General features: G+C 70.5%; 20 protein-coding genes. 13 read left to right on the top strand and 7 right to left on the bottom strand.

Annotated elements, in window-relative coordinates:
- Positions 1-142: 142 nt before the first annotated feature.
- The 7 genes from crcB (at position 143) to mnhG (ending at position 6,783) form a co-directional block, all read left to right on the top strand.
- Positions 143-520 (top strand): fluoride efflux transporter CrcB, encoded by a 378-nt coding sequence (gene crcB, locus BM109_RS26250; protein WP_093349245.1) that lies wholly within the window; start codon positions 143-145, stop codon positions 518-520.
- 79 nt (positions 521-599) lie between these two features.
- Positions 600-3,560, top strand: coding sequence for a monovalent cation/H+ antiporter subunit A (locus BM109_RS26245; protein ID WP_093349243.1), 2,961 nt, complete (start codon positions 600-602; stop codon positions 3,558-3,560).
- The gene (locus BM109_RS26240) at positions 3,560-3,922 is read left to right on the top strand and encodes a Na+/H+ antiporter subunit C (RefSeq protein WP_057589595.1); all 363 of its coding nucleotides are present in this window, start codon (positions 3,560-3,562) and stop codon (positions 3,920-3,922) included. Before BM109_RS26245 ends, BM109_RS26240 begins: the two co-directional genes overlap by 1 nt.
- On the top strand, positions 3,919-5,640 hold the full coding sequence (locus BM109_RS26235) for a monovalent cation/H+ antiporter subunit D (RefSeq protein WP_093349240.1): 1,722 nt from the start codon (positions 3,919-3,921) through the stop codon (positions 5,638-5,640). Before BM109_RS26240 ends, BM109_RS26235 begins: the two co-directional genes overlap by 4 nt.
- Positions 5,637-6,128 (top strand): Na+/H+ antiporter subunit E, encoded by a 492-nt coding sequence (locus tag BM109_RS26230; protein ID WP_093349237.1) that lies wholly within the window; start codon positions 5,637-5,639, stop codon positions 6,126-6,128. Before BM109_RS26235 ends, BM109_RS26230 begins: the two co-directional genes overlap by 4 nt.
- Positions 6,125-6,403: a K+/H+ antiporter subunit F gene (locus BM109_RS26225; RefSeq protein WP_057589592.1), complete on the top strand. Its 279-nt coding sequence runs from the start codon at positions 6,125-6,127 to the stop codon at positions 6,401-6,403. Before BM109_RS26230 ends, BM109_RS26225 begins: the two co-directional genes overlap by 4 nt.
- Positions 6,400-6,783 carry a monovalent cation/H(+) antiporter subunit G gene (mnhG, locus tag BM109_RS26220; protein ID WP_093349234.1) on the top strand — a complete coding sequence of 128 codons (384 nt, stop codon included), beginning with the start codon at positions 6,400-6,402 and terminating at the stop codon, positions 6,781-6,783. The genes BM109_RS26225 and mnhG overlap by 4 nt, the downstream gene beginning before the upstream one ends.
- Positions 6,784-6,805: 22 nt before the next feature.
- Here the strand turns inward: mnhG and BM109_RS26215 are convergent, their stop codons facing one another.
- On the bottom strand, positions 6,806-7,798 hold the full coding sequence (locus BM109_RS26215) for an ABC transporter substrate-binding protein (protein WP_256222777.1): 993 nt from the start codon (positions 7,796-7,798) through the stop codon (positions 6,806-6,808).
- Positions 7,799-7,904: 106 nt separating this feature from the next.
- Between BM109_RS26215 and BM109_RS26210 the strand changes: the two genes are divergently transcribed.
- The 6 genes from BM109_RS26210 (at position 7,905) to BM109_RS26185 (ending at position 13,344) form a co-directional block, all read left to right on the top strand.
- Entirely contained in the window at positions 7,905-8,621 is a 717-nt protein-coding gene (locus BM109_RS26210) for a TetR family transcriptional regulator (RefSeq protein WP_093349232.1), read from the top strand.
- 101 nt (positions 8,622-8,722) lie between these two features.
- The gene (locus BM109_RS26205) at positions 8,723-9,538 is read left to right on the top strand and encodes an ABC transporter permease (RefSeq protein ID WP_093349229.1); all 816 of its coding nucleotides are present in this window, start codon (positions 8,723-8,725) and stop codon (positions 9,536-9,538) included.
- Complete coding sequence (locus BM109_RS26200) at positions 9,535-10,587, top strand: NAD-dependent epimerase/dehydratase family protein (RefSeq protein WP_093349226.1); 1,053 nt, start codon at positions 9,535-9,537, stop codon at positions 10,585-10,587. The genes BM109_RS26205 and BM109_RS26200 overlap by 4 nt, the downstream gene beginning before the upstream one ends.
- An 11-nt stretch (positions 10,588-10,598) precedes the next feature.
- Entirely contained in the window at positions 10,599-11,468 is an 870-nt protein-coding gene (locus tag BM109_RS26195; RefSeq protein ID WP_177239456.1) for a GNAT family N-acetyltransferase, read from the top strand.
- An 11-nt stretch (positions 11,469-11,479) separates the two neighbouring features.
- Positions 11,480-12,547, top strand: a complete 1,068-nt coding sequence (locus BM109_RS26190) for a dihydrodipicolinate synthase family protein (protein WP_093349221.1) — start codon at positions 11,480-11,482, stop codon at positions 12,545-12,547.
- The gene (locus tag BM109_RS26185; RefSeq protein WP_093349219.1) at positions 12,544-13,344 is read left to right on the top strand and encodes an ABC transporter ATP-binding protein; all 801 of its coding nucleotides are present in this window, start codon (positions 12,544-12,546) and stop codon (positions 13,342-13,344) included. Before BM109_RS26190 ends, BM109_RS26185 begins: the two co-directional genes overlap by 4 nt.
- Before the next feature lie 11 nt (positions 13,345-13,355).
- Here BM109_RS26185 and BM109_RS26180 read toward each other — a convergent pair whose 3' ends face one another.
- From BM109_RS26180 to BM109_RS26155, 6 genes are all read right to left on the bottom strand, one after another.
- Positions 13,356-14,372 carry an XdhC family protein gene (locus BM109_RS26180; RefSeq protein ID WP_093349216.1) on the bottom strand — a complete coding sequence of 339 codons (1,017 nt, stop codon included), beginning with the start codon at positions 14,370-14,372 and terminating at the stop codon, positions 13,356-13,358.
- Between the two features lie 39 nt (positions 14,373-14,411).
- Positions 14,412-15,080 (bottom strand): SRPBCC family protein, encoded by a 669-nt coding sequence (locus BM109_RS26175; protein WP_093349214.1) that lies wholly within the window; start codon positions 15,078-15,080, stop codon positions 14,412-14,414.
- A 48-nt stretch (positions 15,081-15,128) separates the two neighbouring features.
- Positions 15,129-16,331, bottom strand: a complete 1,203-nt coding sequence (locus BM109_RS26170; RefSeq protein ID WP_093349211.1) for a vWA domain-containing protein — start codon at positions 16,329-16,331, stop codon at positions 15,129-15,131.
- 12 nt (positions 16,332-16,343) lie between these two features.
- Positions 16,344-17,249 (bottom strand): AAA family ATPase, encoded by a 906-nt coding sequence (locus BM109_RS26165; protein ID WP_093349209.1) that lies wholly within the window; start codon positions 17,247-17,249, stop codon positions 16,344-16,346.
- A 111-nt stretch (positions 17,250-17,360) separates the two neighbouring features.
- A complete protein-coding gene (locus BM109_RS26160; protein ID WP_093349206.1) occupies positions 17,361-18,152 on the bottom strand; it encodes an FAD binding domain-containing protein in 792 nt (263 codons plus the stop codon).
- 38 nt (positions 18,153-18,190) lie between these two features.
- Positions 18,191-20,641, bottom strand: a complete 2,451-nt coding sequence (locus BM109_RS26155; RefSeq protein ID WP_093349204.1) for a xanthine dehydrogenase family protein molybdopterin-binding subunit — start codon at positions 20,639-20,641, stop codon at positions 18,191-18,193.
- Between the last annotated feature and the right edge of the window lie 2 nt (positions 20,642-20,643).

Raw genomic sequence — 20,643 nt, 5'->3', positions numbered from 1 at the left:
GTACATCGCGCGCGTGACGCTGCCGATGTTCTTCCTGATGGTGGCCGCGGTGCTGCTCATCTACTTCGTGCCGCAGCTCGTGACCTGGCTGCCGCAACAGATGGCGCCCTGAGCTGCCTCCCGCCGGCCCGACAATCGCCGCATGCTCGTTCCGATTCTCGCGATCTGCATCGGCGCCTCCATCGGCGCCCTGTCCCGCTGGGGCCTCGCGCTCTGGTTCGGCGCCGGCGGCCTCATGCCCTGGGGCACGCTGGCCGCCAACCTGATCGGTGGCTACCTCATCGGCCTGGCCATCGCCACCTTCCAGTTGCTGCCGGACCTCGATCCGGTCTGGCGGCTCGCGCTGGTGACCGGTTTCCTCGGCGGCCTCACCACCTTCTCGAGCTTCTCGGCCGAAGTCACGACCATGCTGCTCGAAGGCCGGCTCGGCGTGGCCCTGGTCACGGCCGCCGCGCACCTGGGCGGATCGCTGTGCCTGACCTGGCTGGGCATCCGCACCGTGCAGGCCTTGTCGGCCTGATCGACCACGAAAAAACCGCCTTATGTCCTGCGGTTATAGATAGGGTCCGCCATAGAGGCGGCCGATAGAATCGACCGCAATGCCCCTCGTCCTGCTCGTCGCACTCCCGTTCCTTGCCAGCGTGCTGGCGGCCTTGATGCCGTCGAACGCGCGCAACCGGGAGTCCACGCTCGCGGGGCTGGTCGCGCTGGGCTGCGCGGTGCAGACGGCGTGGCTGTTCCCCCGGCTCGCCAACGGCAACGTGCTGCGCCACGAGATCGAATGGCTGCCCGCGCTGGGCCTGAACCTCGTGTTCCGCATGGACGGCTTCGCCTGGCTGTTCTGCATGCTGGTGCTGGGCATCGGCACGCTGGTGGTGCTCTACGCGCGCTACTACATGTCGGCCTCCGACCCGGTGCCGCGCTTCTTCTCGTTCTTCCTCGCGTTCATGGGCGCGATGATGGGCGTGGTGCTCTCGGGCAACCTGATCCAGATGGTGCTGTTCTGGGAGCTCACCAGCCTGTTCTCTTTCCTCCTCATCGGCTACTGGCACCACCGGCGCGATGCCCGGCGCGGCGCGCGCATGGCGCTCACGGTCACCGGTGCGGGCGGGCTGTGCCTGCTGGCCGGCGTGCTGGTGCTGGGCCGCATCGTCGGCAGCTACGAGCTCGACGTGGTGCTGGCCTCGGGTGACGTGATCCGCGCCCACGCGCTCTACCCGGCGGCGCTGGTGCTGATCCTGCTGGGCGCCTTCACCAAGAGCGCGCAGTTCCCGTTCCACTTCTGGCTGCCACGCGCCATGGCCGCGCCCACGCCGGTGTCGGCCTACCTGCACTCGGCCACCATGGTGAAGCTCGGCGTGTTCCTGATGGCGCGGCTGTGGCCCGTGCTCTCGGGCACCGAGCAGTGGTTCTGGCTGGTGGGCGGCGCGGGCGCGATCACGCTGCTGCTCGGCGGCTTCATCGCGATGTTCCAGCGCGACCTGAAGGCGCTGCTGGCCTACTCGACCATCTCGCACCTCGGCCTCATCACCCTGCTGCTGGGCCTCAACAGCCCGCTCGCGGCGGTGGCGGCGGTGTTCCACGTCATGAACCACGCGACCTTCAAGGCCTCGCTGTTCATGGCCGCCGGCATCATCGACCACGAGACCGGCACGCGCGACATCCGCAAGCTCAGCGGCCTGATGAAGCTGATGCCGATCACGGGCACGCTGGCCATCATCGCCAGCGCCTCGATGGCCGGCGTGCCGCTGCTCAACGGCTTTCTCTCCAAGGAGATGTTCTTCGCCGAGACGGTGTTCATCCAGGCCACGCCCTGGGTCGACTTCAGCCTGCCGCTGATCGCCACGCTGGCCGGCATCTTCAGCGTGGCCTATTCGGCGCGCTTCGTGTTCGACGTGTTCTTCGGCGCGCCCTGCGGCAACGAGGTGCCCAAGCCGCCGCACGAGCCGCCGCACTGGATGCGCGTGCCGGTCGAGCTGCTGGTGCTGATCTGCCTGGTGGTGGGCGTGGCGCCGGCCTGGTCGGTCGGCCCGATGCTGGCCGCCGCGGCCGCGCCCGTGGTCGGCGGCATCCTGCCCGAGTACAGCCTGGCCGTGTGGCACGGCTTCAACCTGCCGCTCCTGATGAGCTTCGTCGCCCTGGCGGGCGGCGCGGGACTCTACCTGCTGCAGCGCCGCCAGCGCGCGGCCGGCGGCCTCGAGCACACGCCGCTCTTGCACCGCTTCGACGGCCAGGTGATCTTCGAGCACCTGATCGCGTTGCTGAGCGAGGCCGGCCGGCGCAGCCGGCGCCTGTTCGGAACGCGCCGCATGCAGACCCAGCTGCTGCTGCTCGTGGTGGTGGCCGTGGCCGGCGCCTTCGCGGCGCTCAAGCAGACGCCCGCGGCCGCCGGCACGCGCGAGCTGCTGCCCTTCTCGCCGATGTTCGCCATGACCTGGCTGATCGGCGGCGTCTGCGCGCTGGCCGCCGCCTGGCAGGCCAAGTTCCACCGGCTCGCGGCGCTGATGCTGGCCGCGGGCGCGGGCCTGGTCTCGTGCGTCACCTACATCTGGTTCTCGGCGCCCGACCTCGCGCTCACGCAACTGGTGGTCGAGGCCGTGACCACGGTGCTGATCCTGCTGGGCCTGCGCTGGCTGCCGATGCGCAGCAAGGACGCGGTGCAGACCGCGAGCGCGCGCCTGCGCCCCTGGGGCCGGCGCGGCCGCGACCTGCTGGTGGCCACCGTCGCGGGCTGCGGCATGGCGGCGCTGGCCTGGGCCATGATGACGCGCACCTTCCCGCAAAGCATCTCGCCCTTCTTCCTCGAGCGCGCGCTCAGCGAGGGCGGCGGCACCAACGTGGTCAACGTGATGCTGGTCGACTTCCGCGGCTTCGACACCTTCGGCGAGATCACCGTGCTCGGCGTGGTGGCGCTCACCGTCTATGCGCTGCTGCGCCGCTTCCGGCCCGCGGTCGAGTCGATGGCGCTGCCGCCGCAGCAGCGCGCCCAGGCCGACGACGGCAGCAGCGACCTGCTGAACCCGCGCCGCGCCAAGGACACCGCCGTCGGCTACCTGATGGTGCCCGCGGTGCTGGTGCGCCTGCTGCTGCCGCTGTCGGTGCTGGTGGCGGTCTATCTCTTCATGCGCGGCCACAACGCGCCCGGCGGCGGCTTCGTCGCGGGGCTGGTGATGTCGGTGGCGCTGGTGCTGCAGTTCATCGTCTCGGGCACCGAGTGGGTGGAGGAGCACCTGCGCATCTACCCGCGCCGCTGGATCGCCATCGGCCTGCTGTTCGCGCTCGGTACCGGCAGCGGCGCGGTCTTCTTCGGCTACCCCTTCCTGACCACGCACACCGCCCACCTGCACCTGCCGGTGCTCGGCGACATCCACGTGCCCAGTGCCCTGTTCTTCGACATTGGCGTGTTCGCGCTGGTGCTCGGTGCCACCATGCTGATCCTCACCGCGCTCGCGCACCAGTCGGTGCGCAGCCATCGCTGGGCCGACGAGCAGGCCGAGAAGGAGGCGCAGGCCGAAGCAGATGCCCTGGCGGCCGGCGCCACGCCGGCGGGAGCGCGCTGATGGAAATCGTGCTCGCCCTCGCCATTGGCGTGCTGACCGGCTCGGGTGTCTACCTGCTGCTGCGTCCGCGCACCTTCCAGGTCATCATGGGCCTGACCCTGATCTCGTACGCGGTCAACCTCTTCATCTTCAGCATGGGCCGGCTCAAGGTCGACAGCGAGCCGGTGCTGATCCCCGGCTTCGCGGCCACGCTGGCCAACACGGCCGACCCGATGCCGCAGGCGCTGGTGCTCACCGCGATCGTGATCGGCTTCGCGATGACCGCGCTGTTCCTGGTGGTGCTGCTGGCCTCGCGCGGCCTGACCGGCACCGACCACGTGGACGGCGAGGAACGCCAGGAACAGGAAGAGGCGCGCGAATGACCGAGCTCTTCCGCCTGCTCGACCAGTTGCTCGAGATCAGCATGCCGCACCTGGTGGCGGTGCCGATCCTGGTGCCGATGCTCACGGCCGCGCTGATGCTGCTGCTGGGCGAGCAGCGCCGCCGCACCAAGTCCTTCCTCAGCGTGGTCTCGGGCCTGGTGGGCCTCATGGCCGCACTCGCGCTGCTGCGCTGGGTCAACGCGGCCGACACCGGCGGCGGCCCGGGCTCGATCGGCGTCTATCTGCCGGGAAACTGGCGCGCGCCCTTCGGCATCGTGCTGGTGGCGGACCGGCTCTCGACCATGATGGTGGCGCTGACCGGCGTGATCGCCTTCGCCGCCTCGATCTACTCCACCTCGCGCTGGGACCGCGCGGGCGTGCACTTCCATCCGCTGCTGCAGCTGCAGCTCATGGGCCTGAACGGCGCCTTCCTCACCGGCGACCTGTTCAACCTGTTCGTGTTCTTCGAGGTCATGCTGGCCGCCTCCTACGGCCTGCTGCTGCACGGCTCGGGCCGGCTGCGGGTGCAGGCCGGGCTGCACTACATCGCGATCAACCTCGCCGCCTCCTCGCTGTTCCTGATCGGCGCGGCCATGCTGTATGGCGCCACCGGCACGCTCAACATGGCCGACCTGGGGCTGCGCATCGCCCAGCTCGCGCCCGGCGACCGCGGCCTGGTGCACGCGGCCGCTGCCATCCTGTTCACCGCCTTCTTCGCCAAGGCCGGGGCCTGGCCGCTCAACTTCTGGCTGGTGCCGGCCTACAGCGCGGCGGTGTCGCCGGTGGGCGCGGTGTTCGCGCTGCTCACCAAGCTCGGCGTCTACACCGTGCTGCGGCTGTGGACCGTGCTGTTCGCACCCGACACCGGCGCCTCGGCCGAGTTCGGCCAGGTGGTGCTGATCGGCGCCGGCCTCGCCACCCTGTTCGTCGCGGCCATCGGCATCGTCGGCACGCAGCGGCTGTCGAACCTCGCGGGCTTCAGCGTGCTGATCTCGGCCGGCACGCTGCTCACCGCGGTCGGTCTGGGCCAGCCCGATGTCTGGGCCGGCGCACTGTTCTACCTGCTGAGCTCCACCCTCGCGGTGGCCGCCTTCTTCCTCTTGATCGACATGATCGAGCGCTGGCGCAACGCCGGCATGAGCGTGGCGCCGCACGAGGCCGCGGGCAACGCGCCCTTCCTGGCCGAGGACCTGCGCGCGCTCGACGACGTGAACCTCGACGACAACGCGCAGGCGCTCTACGGCCGCGCCATCCCGGCCGGCGTGGCCTTCCTCGGCCTGAGCTTCATGATCTGCACGCTGCTGCTCACGGGCCTGCCGCCGCTGTCGGGCTTCGTCGGCAAGTTCGCGATGCTGTCGGGGCTGATGGGCAGCGCCAGCGCGCTCACCACCGCCGACTGGACCTTCCTCGTGCTGCTGATCGCCTCGGGCTTCCTCGCGCTGATCGCGCTGACGCGCACCGGCATCCGCCATTTCTGGACCCAGCCGCATGCCAATCTGCCCTCGCTGCCCGCGCTCGAGGTGCTGCCGGTGGCCGGGCTGATCGCGGCCTGCATCGCGCTCACCGTCTGGTCCGAGCCGGTGCTGCGCCACGCGATGGCCACCGCCGAGGGCCTGCGCACGCCGAGCGCCTACCGCGAGGCGGTGATGGGCGCGCGGCAGGTGCCGAACCCGGTGCCCGCTGCTGCCAAGGGCGATACGAAGGCCGGCACGCCATGAAGCGCCTGATCCCCTCCCCGCCGCTGTCGGTCGCGCTGCTCGTCGTCTGGCTGCTGCTCAACCAGTCGCTCGAGGCCAGCACGCTGGTGTCGGGCCTGCTGCTGGCCGTCGCCGTGCCGCTGCTGACCAAAGGCCTGCGGCCCGCCACCGTGCGCATGCGCCGGCCCGGCGTGGCGCTGCGGCTGGCCGGCGTCGTGCTCTACGACATGTCGCTGTCGGTGTTCGCGGTGGCGCGCGCGCTGCTCACGCGCCGCAGCGACCAGATCCATTCGAACTTCCTGCGCATACCGCTGGACCTGCGCGACCCCAACGGCCTCGCGGTGCTCGCGATGATCATGTGCCTCACGCCCGGCACCGCCTGGGGCGAGGTGGCCTTCGACCGCAGCACCCTGCTGATCCACGTCTTCGACCTCGACGACGAGGCGGCCTTCATCGCCCAGATCAAGAGCCGCTACGAACGTCCGCTGATGGAGATCTTCGAATCATGACGCCCATCCTCTTCTGGTCGCTCAAGTTCGCGCTGTTCCTGCTCGCGGTGGCGATGCTGTGCGCCGTCGCGCGCCTGCTGATCGGCCCCACCGCGCAGGACCGCGTGATGGCGCTCGACTGCCTCTACATCAACGGCATGTTGATGATGCTGGTGCTGGGCATCGTCTACGCGAGCGACGTGTACTTCGGCGCCGCGATGCTGATCGCGCTGTTCGGCTTCGTCAGTTCGACGGCGATGGCCAAATTCCTGCTGCGCGGGGAGGTGATCGAATGAGCGACTTCGTCGTGGGCCCGCTGCCGCTGTGGGCCGAGATCGCCACCGGCGTGTTCGCAGTGCTGGGCGCGGCCTTCGCCGCCATCGGCTCCTTCGGCCTGGTGCGGTTGCCGAGCTTCTTCCGCCGCATCCACGCGCCCACCCTGGGCGCCACCGGCGGCGTGTGGTCGATGATGGTCGCGACCATCGTCTACTTCTCGGTGCAGAGCCACAGCCTGTTCCTGCACGCGACCCTGATCGCGCTGTTCGTGGCGCTCACCACGCCCGTCACCACCATCTTCCTGATGCGCGCCGCGCTGTTCCGCGAGCGGCAGAAGCACGGCGACGTGCCGCCGCCCGCGCCCTCGGACCAGGGGCCGATTCCGCCCTACCAGGGCTGAAGGCCCGCGGCGCGCAAGGCGCTCAGGGCGCCATGCGCACGCTCTTGTCGAGGAAGTCGTTGCTGAACAGCAGCGCGGGGTCGTAGGGCTTCTCGATGCCGATCAGCGACGAGACCAGCTCGTAGTCGGCCTTCACGCGCGCGCCGTCGAAGGCACCGAGCGCCACCTTGGTGGTGGTGTCGTCGCGCATCAGCTGCTTGATGCGTTCCCACTGGTCGCGCTGGTTGTCGGGCGACAGCCCGCTCACGCTCGCGGTCAGCGCCTGCAGGCAGGGCGCGAAGTCCTTCACGCAGGCCTCATAGGCGCGCTGCGTGACGGCGACGAACTTCTTCACCTGCTCGGGCTTCTTCGCGAGGTAGGCGCCGTTGACGATCAGCGAGTTGCCGTAGACGTTCACGCCCGCGCCGCGCCAGGGCTGGAAGCCGAGGTCGTCGCCGAACTCGCGCACCTTGAGGTCGTGCTCGTTGTAGAAGTCGCTGATGATGTCGACCGACTTGCTCTTGAGCGCCGCCACCTTGGCCTGCGGGCTCACGTTGACGAAGCTCACGCTGGCCGGGTCGAGGCCGGTCTTCTTGGCGAAGGCCGGCCACATCAGGCGCGCGGCGTCGCCCGGCGGGTTGCCGATCTTGCGGCCCGCGAAGTCCTTCGGCCCCTGGATGCCCGAGGACTTGAGCCAGTAGAAGCCCTGCGGGCTGTTGGCGTAGATCACCATCAGCGCCTTCACGTCGGCGCCCTTGCCGCGGGCCTGGATGGTGGTCGGCAGGTCGGAGATGCCGAGCTCGCTGCCGCCCGTGCCCACGCGCTGCGCCGACACGGCCGAGCCCTTGCCGGCCTCGATGTTGAGGTCGATGCCGGCCTCCGAGTACCAGCCCTTGGACTTGGCGTAGTAGAGCGGCGCATGGTCCGCCGTGGGCGTCCAGTTGAGCATCAGGCTCATGGAATCGGCGGCGAATGCCGCGGGGCCCTGCAGCGCGAGAACGGCGGCGGCACCAGCCACCGACAACAGCTTTTTCATGCAGCTCACTCCAAAAGAAGGTACAAACAGATCCTGAAATTCATATTACCAACTGTTTGGTTGACAGGCAATCGAAGCCTTCCCGCCCTGGAGACAGAATCCGACCATGCCTTCCGCCACCTCCCGCAAGTCCGCCACCGGACCCGCCACCGGACCCGCCGCCGCGCCCGCCGCCACACCGGTGGCCGCAGCCCCCGTCGCCACGCGCCGCGAGCGCGACCCCGTCGCCGCCAAGCAGGCGCTGATCGCCGCCGCGGTCGCCGAGTTCGCGACCAAGGGCTTCGCGGGCGCGCGCGTCGACGAGATCGCCTCCGCCGCGGGCGTGAACAAGCAGCTCGTCTACCACTACTTCGAGAGCAAGCAGGGGCTGTACCTGGTGGCGCTCGAATCGGTCTATGCCGAGATCCGCGAGAAGGAACAGAAGCTCGAGCTCGGCGCGCTCGAGCCGCGCGAGGCGATGGCGCAGCTGGTGGCCTTCTCCTTCGACTACCTGGCCGAGCACCCCGAGTTCATCGCCATGCTGGCCGACGAGAACCGCAACCGCGGCGAGCACCTGCACGAGTCGGAGCGCCTGCAGAAGATGCACTCGCCCTTCATCGAGATGCTCGAGGCCACGCTCGAGCGCGGCGTGGCCGCGGGCGTGTTCCGCGCCGACTTCGACGCGATCAACCTCTACATCTCGATCGCCGGCATCTCCTACTTCTTCTTCTCGAACAACCACACGCTGTCGGCCATCTTCGGCACGCCGCTCGACGCGCGCGGCGCGCTGCTCAAGCGCCGCCGCCACGTGATCGAGTTCGCGCTCAACGCGCTGCGGCCCTGAGCGCCCGCGGTCCTCGCGCCGCCTTTTATCAACTGGTTGGTTGACTCGATCGGCCAGCCTCCCTATGATCCGCCGCATTGTTTCCTTCCACAGGAATTGAGATGACGGCATCCGACGGCGCCTCCCCGCCCACCGCAAGCTCCGCGCCGCTGTCCGGCGAACGCCCCGCCTGGCAGCGCTGGGCCGTGGTGGTCGCGGTGCACGTCGCGGCCGTGCTGCTGTGGGAGTTCGCGGTGCGCGCTTTCCAGATCCAGCCCTTCGTGCTGCCGGCGCCGTCGAAGGTGCTCGCCACGCTGGCGAATCCGCAGCACGCCTGGCTCATGAACACCGGCGTCACCGCGCTCGAGGTGTTCGGCGGCTACGTGCTGGGCCTGGTGCTCGGCATCCTCTGCGCGCTGCTGTTCGTCACCAGCCGGCGGCTGATGCTGGTGGCCTTCCCGCTGCTGGTCACGCTCAACATGATCCCGAAGGTGGCGATGGGCCCGCTGGTGATCGTGTGGTTCAGCTATGGCATCGGGCCGAACATCCTGATCACCTTCAGCCTGTGCTTCTTCCCGATCCTGCTGACCACCATCCGCGGCCTCAACGAAACCGAGCCCGAGCTGCTCGACCTGGTGCGCGCGCTCAAGGGCTCGCGCTGGCAGCTGTTCCGCTACATCCAGCTGCCGGGCTCGCTGCCCTACGTGTTCTCGGGCATGAAGGTCGCCACCATCCTCGCGGTCGCGGGTGCGGTGGTGGGCGAGTTCATCGCGTCGGAGCGCGGCCTGGGCTACCTGATGATCCAGGTGCAGGCCTCGCTCGACACCCCCGCGGTCTTCATGGCCGTGCTCCTCATCACCGGCCTGGGCGTGCTGCTCTACCTGCTGGTGCTGCTGCTGGAGCGCCTCTTCATCACCCAGGACGCCCGAATCCAATGAACACCACCACGCCTGTGCTCGACGACCTCCCCTTCCCCGAACGCTTCGACACCGAGGCCGCGCTCGAGGACTACCTCGCCACGCCCTCGCGAGACCTGCTGCGCGACATGGCGCGCATCGACGGCGACCTGATGGTGCTCGGCGTCGGCGGCAAGATGGGCCCGACGCTCGCGCGGCTGGCGAAGAACGCGATGCCGGGCCGGCGCGTGATCGCGGTGGCGCGCTTCAGCGAGGCCGGCGTGCGCGAGGCGCTCGAGGCGCACGGCATCGAGACCCTGGCCTGCGACCTGCTCGACGCCGAGGCGATCGCGAAGCTGCCGCGCACGCCCAACGTGGTCTTCATGGCCGGGCGCAAGTTCGGCGCCGATGCGGACAACCCGCTGACCTGGGCCATGAACGCGCACGTGCCCGCATTGGTGGCGCAGCACTTCAGCGGCTCGCGCATCGTGGCCTTCTCCACCGCCTGCGTCTATCCCTTCGTGCCGGTGATCGGCCAGGGCGCGCACGAGAGCGAGGCGCCCAATCCGCCCGGCGAATACGCCAACTCCTGCGTGGGCCGCGAGCGCATGTTCGAGTACTTCTCGCAGCGCCACGGCACGCCGGGCCGGCTGTTCCGCCTGAGCTACGCCATCGACCTGCGCTACGGCGTGCTGGCCGACGTGGCCGGCAAGGTCTGGCGCGGCGAGCCGGTGGACGTGACCATGGGCCACGTCAACGTGATCTGGCAGGGCGACGCCAACGCGCAGGCGCTGCGCTGCCTCGCGGCCGCGACGGTGCCGACCTCGCCGCTCAACGTGAGCGGCCCCGAGACCACCTCGATCCGCTGGCTGGCCGAGGAGTTCGGCCGCCGCTTCGGCAAGCCGGTGCAGATCGCGGGCAGCGAGGCACCCACCGCCTGGCTCATGAACACCGGCGAGGCCGAGCGGCTGTTCGGCTATCCGCGCGTGCCGCTGTCGCAGCTCGCGGGCTGGGTCGCCGACTGGATCGCGCGCGAGCAGCGCCAGTACGGCAAGCCGACCAAGTTCGAATCGCGCGACGGCAAGTACTGAAGGAGGCCACCGTGTCCGCCCCCGTCACCGTCGAAACGCTGGACGCGCTCTCGCCGCGCGACCTGCCACAGCTGGACGCGCTGGTCGCGGCCAGCGGCTGGAACCAGCTCGCGGCGGACTGGCGGCTGTTCGAGCGGCTCGGCAGCGTGCATGCGATCCGCGACGGTGAAGGAACGATCGTCGCGAGTGGCGCCGTGCTGCCGCTGGAGCGCGCAACCGACGCGCCGCGCAACCAGCCCGGCGCCGCCTGGATCAGCATGATCCTCGTGGCCCCCGCCGCGCGCGGACAGGGCCTGGGGCGCGCGGTGTTCGCGCACTGCCTCGAGCGCGTGCGCGCGCAGGGCCGCGTCGCGATGCTCGATGCCACGCCGCAGGGCGAGCCGCTCTATGCGAGCTTCGGCTTCGCGCCGCTGTGGCGGCTCACGCGCTGGCGCCGCGAGGCGCTCGCGCATGCGGCCGATCCCGCGCCAGTCGACCGACCCGATGCGGCGCCGCTCGCCGCGCTCGACACCGAGGCCCTGGGCCTCGCCCGCCCCCAGGTGCTCGCCGACCTGCTCGCGCGCCCGGGCAGCCGCTGCGTGCGCGACGGCCTGGCCTTCGCCGTCGTGCGCGAGGGCCGCGTCGCCCATCACGTCGGCCCGCTGCTCGCGGCCGACGAGGCCCATGCCCGCGCGCTGCTGCCGCGCGCGCTCGCCGGTATCGCCGGCCCGGTGCTGATCGACGTGCCCGACGGCCGCGCGCAACTCGCGCAGGCGCTGCGCGCCACGGGCTTCGAACCCCAGCGCGGCTTCGCGCGCATGGCGCTGCCGCCCGCGGGTGCGGCGGCGCCGGCCGGTCATCCCTCGTTCATCCACGCCATTGCCGGCCCCGAGTTCGGCTGAGGACTTCGCACATGCCATTGAACCGCTCCGACCTGCCCGCCGATGTGCTCGCGCTGCTCGCCAAGGGCACCGTGATCCCGGCCCATCCGCTCGCGCTCGATGCCGAGCGCCGCTTCGACCGCCGGCGCCAGCGCGCGCTCACGCGCTACTACGTCGATGCCGGCGCGGGCGGGCTCGCGGTCGGCGTGCACACCACGCAGTTCGCGATCCGCGAGCGCGGCCTCTATGCCGAGGTGCTCGAGGCCGCGATGACCGACCGCCTGGCCTGGAGCGACCGGCCGATGGCGATGATCGCCGGCCTCTGCGGCCCGACCGCGCAGGCGAGCGCCGAGGCCCGCACCGCCGTCTCGCTCGGCTACCACGCGGGCCTGCTGAGCCTGGCCGCGCTGGCCGGCGCCTCGGAGGACGCGTTGATCGCCCACTGCGAGGCGGTCGCGCGGGAGATCCCGCTGATCGGCTTCTACCTGCAGACCGTGGTCGGCGGCCCGGTGCTGTCGAGCGACTTCTGGCGCCGCTTCGCCTCGATCCCGAACGTGCTCGCGATCAAGGTCGCGCCCTTCAACCGCTACCGCACCATCGACGTGCTGCGCGGCGTGGTCGAGGCGCGCGCCGAGGAACGCGTGTTCCTCTACACCGGCAACGACGACCACATCGTGCTCGACCTCGCCCTGCCCTTCGCGGCCATGCGCGACGGCGCGCCGGTGCAGGTGCGCTTTCGCGGCGGGCTGCTGGGCCACTGGTCGGTCTGGACCGCGGGCGCGGTGCAGTTGCTCGCGCGCATCCAGGCCGAGCTGGCGGCCGGCCACGGCAACCTGAGCCCCGAGCTGCTCGCGCTCGACGCGCGCGTGACCGACTGCAACGCCGCCTTCTTCGACGTGGCGAACAACTTCCACGGCTGCATCGCGGGCTGCCACGAGGTGCTGCGGCGCCAGGGCCTGCTCGAGGGCATCTGGTGCCTCGACCCGGCCGAGGGGCTGGGCGCGGGCCAGTCGGTGGAGATCGACCGCGTGTACGCCGCGCACGGCGACCTCGCCGACGACGCCTTCGTGCGCGACAACCTCGCAAGGTGGCTGGCATGACCGAGGCTGCCGTCCGCGCGCAGGCCCGAGCGGAGGTCGAAGTGCCGCTGATCCGCATGCGCGGCCTGCGCAAGGTCTACCGCCGCCGCGACCAGGAATTCCTCGCGGTCTCCGACGTCACGATGGACATCCACGCGGGCGACATGGTGTCGCTGGTCGGCCCCTCGGGCTGCGGCAAGTCGACGCTGCTGAAGATCCTCGCGGGCCTGCACGGCCACGACGGCGGCACGCTGGAGATCGGCGGCGGCCAGGCCTTCGAGCCGGGCCGCGACGTGGGCATGGTGTTCCAGCAGCCGCTGCTCTTGAAGTGGCGCACCATCCTCGAGAACGTGCTGCTGCCGGCCGACATCCTCGGCCTCGACCGCAGGGCCGCGACGCAACGCGCGCACGAACTGCTCGAGATGGTCGGCCTCGCGGGCTTCGCCGACAAGCGGCCCTACGAGCTCTCGGGCGGCATGCAGCAGCGCGCCGCGATCGCGCGCGCGCTGATCCACGAACCCAAGCTGGTGCTGATGGACGAGCCCTTCGGCGCGCTCGATGCGCTCACGCGCGAGAAGATGAACCTCGAGATGCTGCGGATCTGGGAGCGCAGCCGCACCACCTTCGTGGTGGTCACGCACAGCATCCAGGAGGCGGTGTTCCTCGGCTCGCACTGCGCGGTGCTCACCGCGGGGCCGGCGCGCATGGCCGACTTCTTTCCGATCGAGCTGCCCGCGCCGCGCACGCTGCACATCAAGACCAGTGCCGAGTTCGGCCTCTACGTGCGGCGCATCTACGACCTGCTCGGGGTCGAGTAGAACGCAGCGGCTCAGGCCGGCAGCAGCCGCTCCTTCGCGCGCGCCACTTCCATCTCGCGCGGCAGCGGCACGGCGTTCTTCACCGCGAGGATCTCCGCCATCACGCTGACCGCGATCTCGGGCGGCGTCTTGCTGCCGATGTAGATGCCGATCGGCCCGCGCAGCCGCGCCAGCGATTCGGTGGTCTGGTCGAAGTGCTCGATCATGCGGTCGCGCCGCGCATCGGCATTGCGGCGCGAACCGATGGCGCCGACATAGAAGGCGTCGCTCTGCAGCGCCTCGAGCAGCGCGAGGTCGTCGAGCTTGGGGTCGTGCGTGAGCGCCACCACGCAGCTGCGGCGGTCGGGCCGGAAGGCCAGCACCGCGTCGTCGGGCATCTCGGTGGTGATCTGCACGCCGGGCAGCGACCAGGCGGTGCGGTACTCGGCGCGCGGATCGCACAAGGTGACTGCGAAGCCGCTGAACTTGGCCATGGTCGCGAGGTACTCGGCGAGCTGGCCGGCGCCGATCAGCAGCATGCGGTACTCGGGGCCGAAGGTGTTGGCGAGTTCGGTGTCGTTCACGGTGAGTTCGTCGGGCGCCTTGGCCTCCTCGAGCCGCACCACGCCCGTCGCCAGCTCGACGGTGCGCCGCATCAGCCGGCCCTGCTCGAGCTGCGACACCAGCGTGTCGAGCGCCCCCGCGTCGGGCGCGTACTCGAGCAGCAGCTCGAGCGTGCCGCCGCAGGGCAGGCCGAAGCGGTGCGCCTCGTCGGCCGTGATGCCGTACTTCACCAGCGCGGGCGGCGCGCCCAGCGGCACCTCCTCGGCCTGGCCGTGGGCATGGCTGTAGCGCGCGATCAGGTCGTCCTCGATGCAGCCGCCCGAGACCGAGCCGACCACCCCGCCGTCTTCGGCCAGCGCCATGATCGAGCCCACGGGCCGCGGCGACGAGCCCCAGGTGCGCACCACCGTGGTCAGCAGCGCGCGCTTGCCGGCACGCCGCCAGTCGCGCAGCGTGCGCAGCACCATCACGTCGAGGTTTTCCATCGCGTCTTCTTTCGTGGGAGCCGGAGCCTGGCGGCGGTCTCAGCCGCCGCTGGAATCGCCGCCCGTGCCGGGCTCGGCGTCCTTGTCCGATTTCTTGCCGAGGCCGATCTTCTTCATGAAGCCGGCCACCGCGCCGGTCTTCTCGGCGGCAGCTTCCGCATTCTCGGGCGCGGCCGCAGGCGGCGGGCCGTAGCGGCTTTGCATTTCGGCTTCGAAGCGCTTGAAGAAATCGTCGGCCGTGGACTTGGCCGCGCCGTCGATCAGGCGCTGGCCGAGCTGGGCGATCTTGCCGCCGACCTGGGCCTGCACGGTGTAGTCGAGCTCGCAGCCGACCGGGGCGGCGGCGGGCGCGCTCTCCGCGCCCTCGGCCGCAGGGGCGTCCGCCGGCACCGCCGACGGCGCGGCATCGGCCAGCGGCCGCAGGGTCACGCTCGACGAGCCCTTGGCGAAGCCGGCCACGCCGCCCTGCCCTTCGAAGGTGAGCTTGTAGCCGTCGGGCGCGACGATGTCCGAGAGCATCACCTTGCCGCTGAACTTGGCCGACACCGGGCCGATCTTGACCGCGAGGCCCACGCTGTAGGTGTTCTCGCCCGTCAGCTCGAACTTGTCGCAGCCGGGAATGCACTTCTTGAGCGTTTCCGGGTCGTTGAGCGCCTCCCAGGCCTGTTGCTGGGTGATGGCGAGCCGGCGGTTACCGAGCATTTCCATGGTGGTCTTTCCTTCTTGTGATCCTGTCCCGTCGCGGCCGGGAGAACGCTAGCGTCCCGACCGCATCAGCGCCGCGAGACTCGCGGCCAGCTGTTCGAGTGCGCTGAGATTGTGAACCGCGAGCATCGCGTCCGCATGGCGGTGCAGCACGCCGGCCCCACGCGCCAAAGGGGCGTAGCCCTCGAAGCGCAGCAGCGGGTTGAGCCACAGCAGCCGGCGCGAATGACGCTTGAGCCACTGCAGTTCCTGCGCGAGCTGGGCCGGCTCGCCGGTGTCGAGCCCGTCGCTGATGACCAGCACCAGCGTGCGGCGGCCGATCAGCCGGCGCGCATGGCGCTGGCGCAGCTCGGCCAGCGAACTGCCGAGCCGCGTGCCGCCCGCGAAATCGTCGATCGCGAGGCTGGCCGCGCCCAGCATGTCGTCGGTGTCGGCCAGCCGGAAGGCCGGCGTGAGGTCGGTCAGCCCGGTGCCGAAGGCGAACACGTCGCGCCGGCCCGCGCGCCGCGTGGCCGCGTGCAGGAAGGCCAGCAGCAGCCGCGCATAGCGCTCCATCGAGCCCGAGACGTCGACCAGCACCAGCAGCGGCAGCGGCTGTTCGCGCCGCGCCAGCCGCGGCAGGCGCAGCATCTCGCCGCCGGTGCGCGCCGCCTCGTGCAGCACGCCGGGCCAGTGCATGCGCGCATGGCGGCCGCTCTCGCCGGCCGGGCGCAGGCGCCGCGTGGGCAGCCGCGGCACCGGCAGCGAGATGTCGCGCGCGAGCCGCTCGACCAGCCGGTATTCGGCCGCGCCCAGCGCATTGAAATCGGCATGGTGCAGCCGCTGGCGGTCGCTCGCGGTCATCGCGGCGTCGAACTCGGCCTCCTTGTCGGGCAAGGCGGCCAGCGGCGGCTTGTGCGGATCGCGCGGCGCGGCCAGCGCCTCGCGCACGCGCGGCCGGCGCTTCGAGGGCTCGGCCTTGCCCTCGGCGCTCGGCAGCATTTGCGCGAGCAGCTTGTTGGCGAGCTCGGGGTCGCGGAACCAGGCGTCGAACAGCTCGCGGAACACCAGCCGGTCCTGCTCGCGGCTGACCATCACGGCCTCGAGCGCGGCGCTCAGGTCGAGCCTGCGCTCCACGCCGACCAGCGTGGCGGCCTCCTCGGCCAGCGCGATGCGCGCGGCGTCGGTGCGCACGCCCGCGCGGCGCAGCGCCCGGCCGAAGGCGGCGATGTTGCCGGCCAGCTTGCCGGTGCGGGCGTCGCCTAGTTGCTGCATCGCGGCCTCATCTCACGCGCCGGCCTGCTCCGGTTCCGGCTTCAGCAGCTCGCTCGCCAGCTCGCGCGTCAGCGCCGCCACGTCGTCGCGCTGCTTGAACAGGATGCCGGCGGTGTCGGACACCACCTCCGGGTCGAGCTCGATCGTGTCGAGCGCGATCAGCGCGCGCGCCCACTCCACGCTCTCGGCAATGCCGGGCGCGCGCTGGAAGGCGTTGACGAAGGGCGCGCTGCGCAGGCGGGCCGCGAAATCGGCCACCTGCGCCGACAGCTTCTCGCCCACGCCCGGCACCTGGGCACGCACGATGGCCAGTTCGCGTTCGCGCTCGGGATAGTCGAGCCAGTGGTAGAGACAGCGCCGCTTCACGGCGTCGTTGAGTTCGCGCGTGCGGTTGCTCGTGAGGATGGTGACCGGCGCCACCTCGGCGCGGATGGTGCCGAGCTCGGGAATGCTGACCTGGTACTCGCCGAGGTACTCGAGCAGGAAGGCCTCGAAGGGCTCGTCGGCGCGGTCGACCTCGTCGATCAGCAGCACCGCGCCCGGGGCCGGCGCCTGCAGCGCCTGCAGCAGCGGGCGGCGGATCAGGTAGTGCGGCTGGTAGACCTCGGCCTCGACGTCGCGCACCGCGCCCGAGGCCTCGACCGCGCGCATGTGCAGCAGCTGCGCCGCGTAGTTCCACTCGTAGAGCGCCTCGCGCTGCTCGAGGCCGTCGTAGCACTGCAGCCGCAGCAGCTCGCGCTGCAGCGCCTTGGCCAGCGCCTTCGCGAGTTCGGTCTTGCCCACGCCGGGCTCGCCCTCGAGCAGCAGCGGGCGCTGCAGCTTCAGCGCGAGGAACACGGCGGTCGCGAGCCGGCGGTCGGCGTAGTAACCGGCGCGCAGCAGGCCGTCGGTGAGGGAATCGATGGTCTCGAAGGTCATGGCCTAGGGTAATGCACGGCCGGCGCCGCGGACGTCGCAACGCAAGAAGGACGCGAAAGCCGCGCGAAGGCGTGCTTCGCGCCGCTCCCGCAGTCGGTCAGCCCGTCTTCGTCAGCCCAGCGCCTTCGTCACCGCGCGCTGCGTCAGCACGTTGATCAGGTTGGCGCGGTAGGCCGCCGTGGCGTGCAGGTCGGTGTTGAGCTCGCTGGCGTCGATCTTCACGCCGGCCGCGGCTGCGGCGGTGAAGCTCTTGTTCAGCGCATCCTCGAGCCCCGCGTGCCGGAACACGCCGTTGCCCGCGCCGGTGATGGCCACGCGCACGCCGCTGTCGTACTGCGCGAGGAACACGCCGACCAACGGGAAATGCGAGGCCTTCTGGCGCAGCTTCTCGTAGACCGCGCGCTTCGGAATCGGGAAACGGATCGCGGTGATCAGTTCGCCGTCCTCGAGCGCGGTGGTGAACAGGCCCAGGAAGAAGTCGTCGGCCGCGATCTCGCGCTTGGTGGTGATCACGGTCGCGCCCGATCCCAGCACCGCGCTCGGATAGCAGGCGGCCGGATCGTTGTTGGCCACCGAGCCGCCGATGGTGCCCATCGCGCGCACCTGCCGGTCGCCGATGCGCGAGGCCAGGTCGGCCAGCGCCGGGAAGGCGGCCTTCACCTCGGCGTTGTTGGCCACGTCGAGGTGGCGCGACATGGCACCGATGACGATGGCATCGCCATCCTTCCTGATGCCGGTGAGTTCCTTGATGCCGCCGAGGTCGACGAGCTGTTCGGGCGCCGACAGGCGCAGCTTCATCGAGGCCAGCAGGGTCTGGCCGCCCGCCAGGGGCTTGCCGCCGGCTTCGGCCAGCTTGACGGCGTCGGCCAGGGCCGCGGGCCGTTCGAACGTGAAGGCGTACATGGGGTGGTTCCTTCTTTATTGGTATGGAGGGGGGTTGGTCAGGCGGCCGGACGGCCCTGCGTGCTGGCGGCCAGCGCGGGCTGCTGCGCCACCGGGTCGCTGGCGGCGCTGCCGCTGCCCTTCTGCATCGCTTCCCAGACGCGGCTCGACGAGGCCGGCATGTCGAAGTCCTTCACGCCCAGCGGCGCCAGCGCATCGAGCACGGCGTTGATGACCGCCGGCGGCGAGCCGATCGCGCCCGCCTCGCCGCAGCCCTTGGTGCCCAGCGGATTGTGGGTGCAGGGCGTGCAGACGGTGTCGAGCTTGAACTGCGGGAACTCGGCGGCGCGCGGCATGGCGTAGTCCATGAAGCTGCCGGTGAGCAGCTGGCCGGTTTCGTTGTCGTAGACGCAGTTCTCGAGCAGCGCCTGACCGATGCCCTGCACCAGCCCGCCGTGCACCTGGCCCTCCACGATCATCGGATTGATGATGGTGCCGAAGTCGTCGACCGCGGTGAAGCGGTCCACGCGCACCTCGCCGGTCTGCTTGTCGATCTCGACCTCGCAGATGTAGGTACCGCCCGGGAAGGTGAAGTTGGTCGGGTCGTAGAAGGCGGTTTCGTTGAGGCCCGGCTCGAGCTTGTCGAGCGGGTAGTTGTGCGGCACGTAGGCCGTCAGCGCCACCTGGCCGAACGGGATCTTCTTGTCGGTGCCCTTGACCATGAACTCGCCGTTGGCGAACTCGATGTCGGCGTCGCTCGCCTCCATCAGGTGGGCCGCGATCTTCTTGGCCTTGGCCTCGATCTTGTCGAGCGCCTTCATGATGGCCGCGCCGCCGACCGAGATCGAGCGCGAGCCGTAGGTGCCCATGCCGAAGGGCACGCGGCCGGTGTCGCCGTGCACCACGTCGACCGCCTCGACCGCGATGCCCAGGCGCGCCGCCACCACCTGCGCGAAGGTGGTCTCGTGGCCCTGGCCATGGCTGTGCGAGCCGGTGAACACGGTCACGCTGCCGGTCGGATGCACGCGGATCTCGCCACACTCGAACAGGCCCGCGCGCGCGCCGAGCGCGCCCGCGATGTTCGACGGCGCGATGCCGCAGGCCTCGATGTAGCTCGAGTAGCCGATGCCGCGCAGCTTGCCGGCCGCCTCGCTGGCCGACTTGCGCTGGGCATAGCCCTCGACCTCGGCCAGCTTGCGCGCCTTGTCCATGCAGGCATGGAAGTCGCCGGTGTCGTACTGCAGCGCCACCGGCGTCTGGTACGGGAAGGCGGTGATGAAGTTGCGCTGGCGGATCTCGTCCTGGCCCAGGTTCATTTCCCAGGCGCAGCGCGAGACCAGTCGCTCGAGCAGGTAGGTGGCCTCGGGCCGGCCGGCACCGCGGTAGGCGTCGACCGGTGCCGTGTTGGTGAACCAGGCATCGACCTCGACGTAGATCTGCGGCGTGGTGTACTGGCCCGCGAGCAAGGTGGCGTAGAGGATGGTCGGCACCGCGGTCGAGAAGGTCGACAGGTAGGCGCCGAGGTTGGCGTCGGTGTGGACCCGCATCGCGAGGAACTTGCCTTGACTGTCCATCGCCATCTCGGCATGACTCACGTGGTCGCGGCCGTGCGCGTCCGACAGGAAGCATTCCGAGCGCTCGGCCGTCCACTTGATGTTGCGGTTGAGCTGCTTGGCGGCCCAGGTCAGGCACACGTCCTCGGCGTAGAGGAAGATCTTCGAGCCGAAGCCGCCACCCACGTCGGGCGCGATCACGCGCACCTTGTGCTCGGGCAGGCCCAGCACGAAGGCCGTCATCAGCAGCCGCTCGACGTGCGGGTTCTGGTTCGAGACGTAGAGCGTGTAGTCGTCGGTGCCGCGGCTGTAGCTGCCGATGGCCACGCGCGGCTCGATCGGGTTGGGAATCAGCCGGTTGTTGACCAGGTCGAGCTTCGTGACATGCGCGGCGCCCGCGAAGGCGGCATCGACCGCCGCCTTGTCGCCCAGCGCCCACTTGTAGCACTGGTTGTCGGGTGCCTCGTCGTGGATCGTGACGCCGCCGGCCTTCTTCGCCGCGTCGGCCACGCCGACCAGCGCGGGCAGCACCTCGTACTCGACCACCACGGCCTCGGCGGCGTTCTTCGCCTGCTCGACCGTCTCGGCCACCACCATCGCGACATGGTCGCCGACGTAGCGCACCTTGTTGATCGCGAGGATCGGGTGCATCGGCTCCTTCATCGGCGTGCCGTCGGGGTTGTTGATCAGCCAGCCGCAGGGCAGCCCGCCCATCTTGCCCTCGATGTCCTTGCCGCTGAAGATGCCGACCACGCCGGGCATGGTGAGCGCATCGGCGATGTCGACCGAGACGACACGCGCATGCGCGTGCGGAGAACGGACGAACACCGCGTGCGACTGGTTGGCCAGCGTGATGTCGTCGGTGTAGTTGCCCGCCCCGGTCAGGAACCGGTAGTCTTCCTTGCGCCGGAGCGCGTCGCCGATGTGCGGCAGATTCGCGAAGTCGGAGGCACCCATGT

Source organism: Variovorax sp. PDC80 (genome assembly GCF_900115375.1).
GTDB lineage: Bacteria > Pseudomonadota > Gammaproteobacteria > Burkholderiales > Burkholderiaceae_C > Variovorax.
This window is presented reverse-complemented; position numbering and strand designations above follow the sequence as displayed.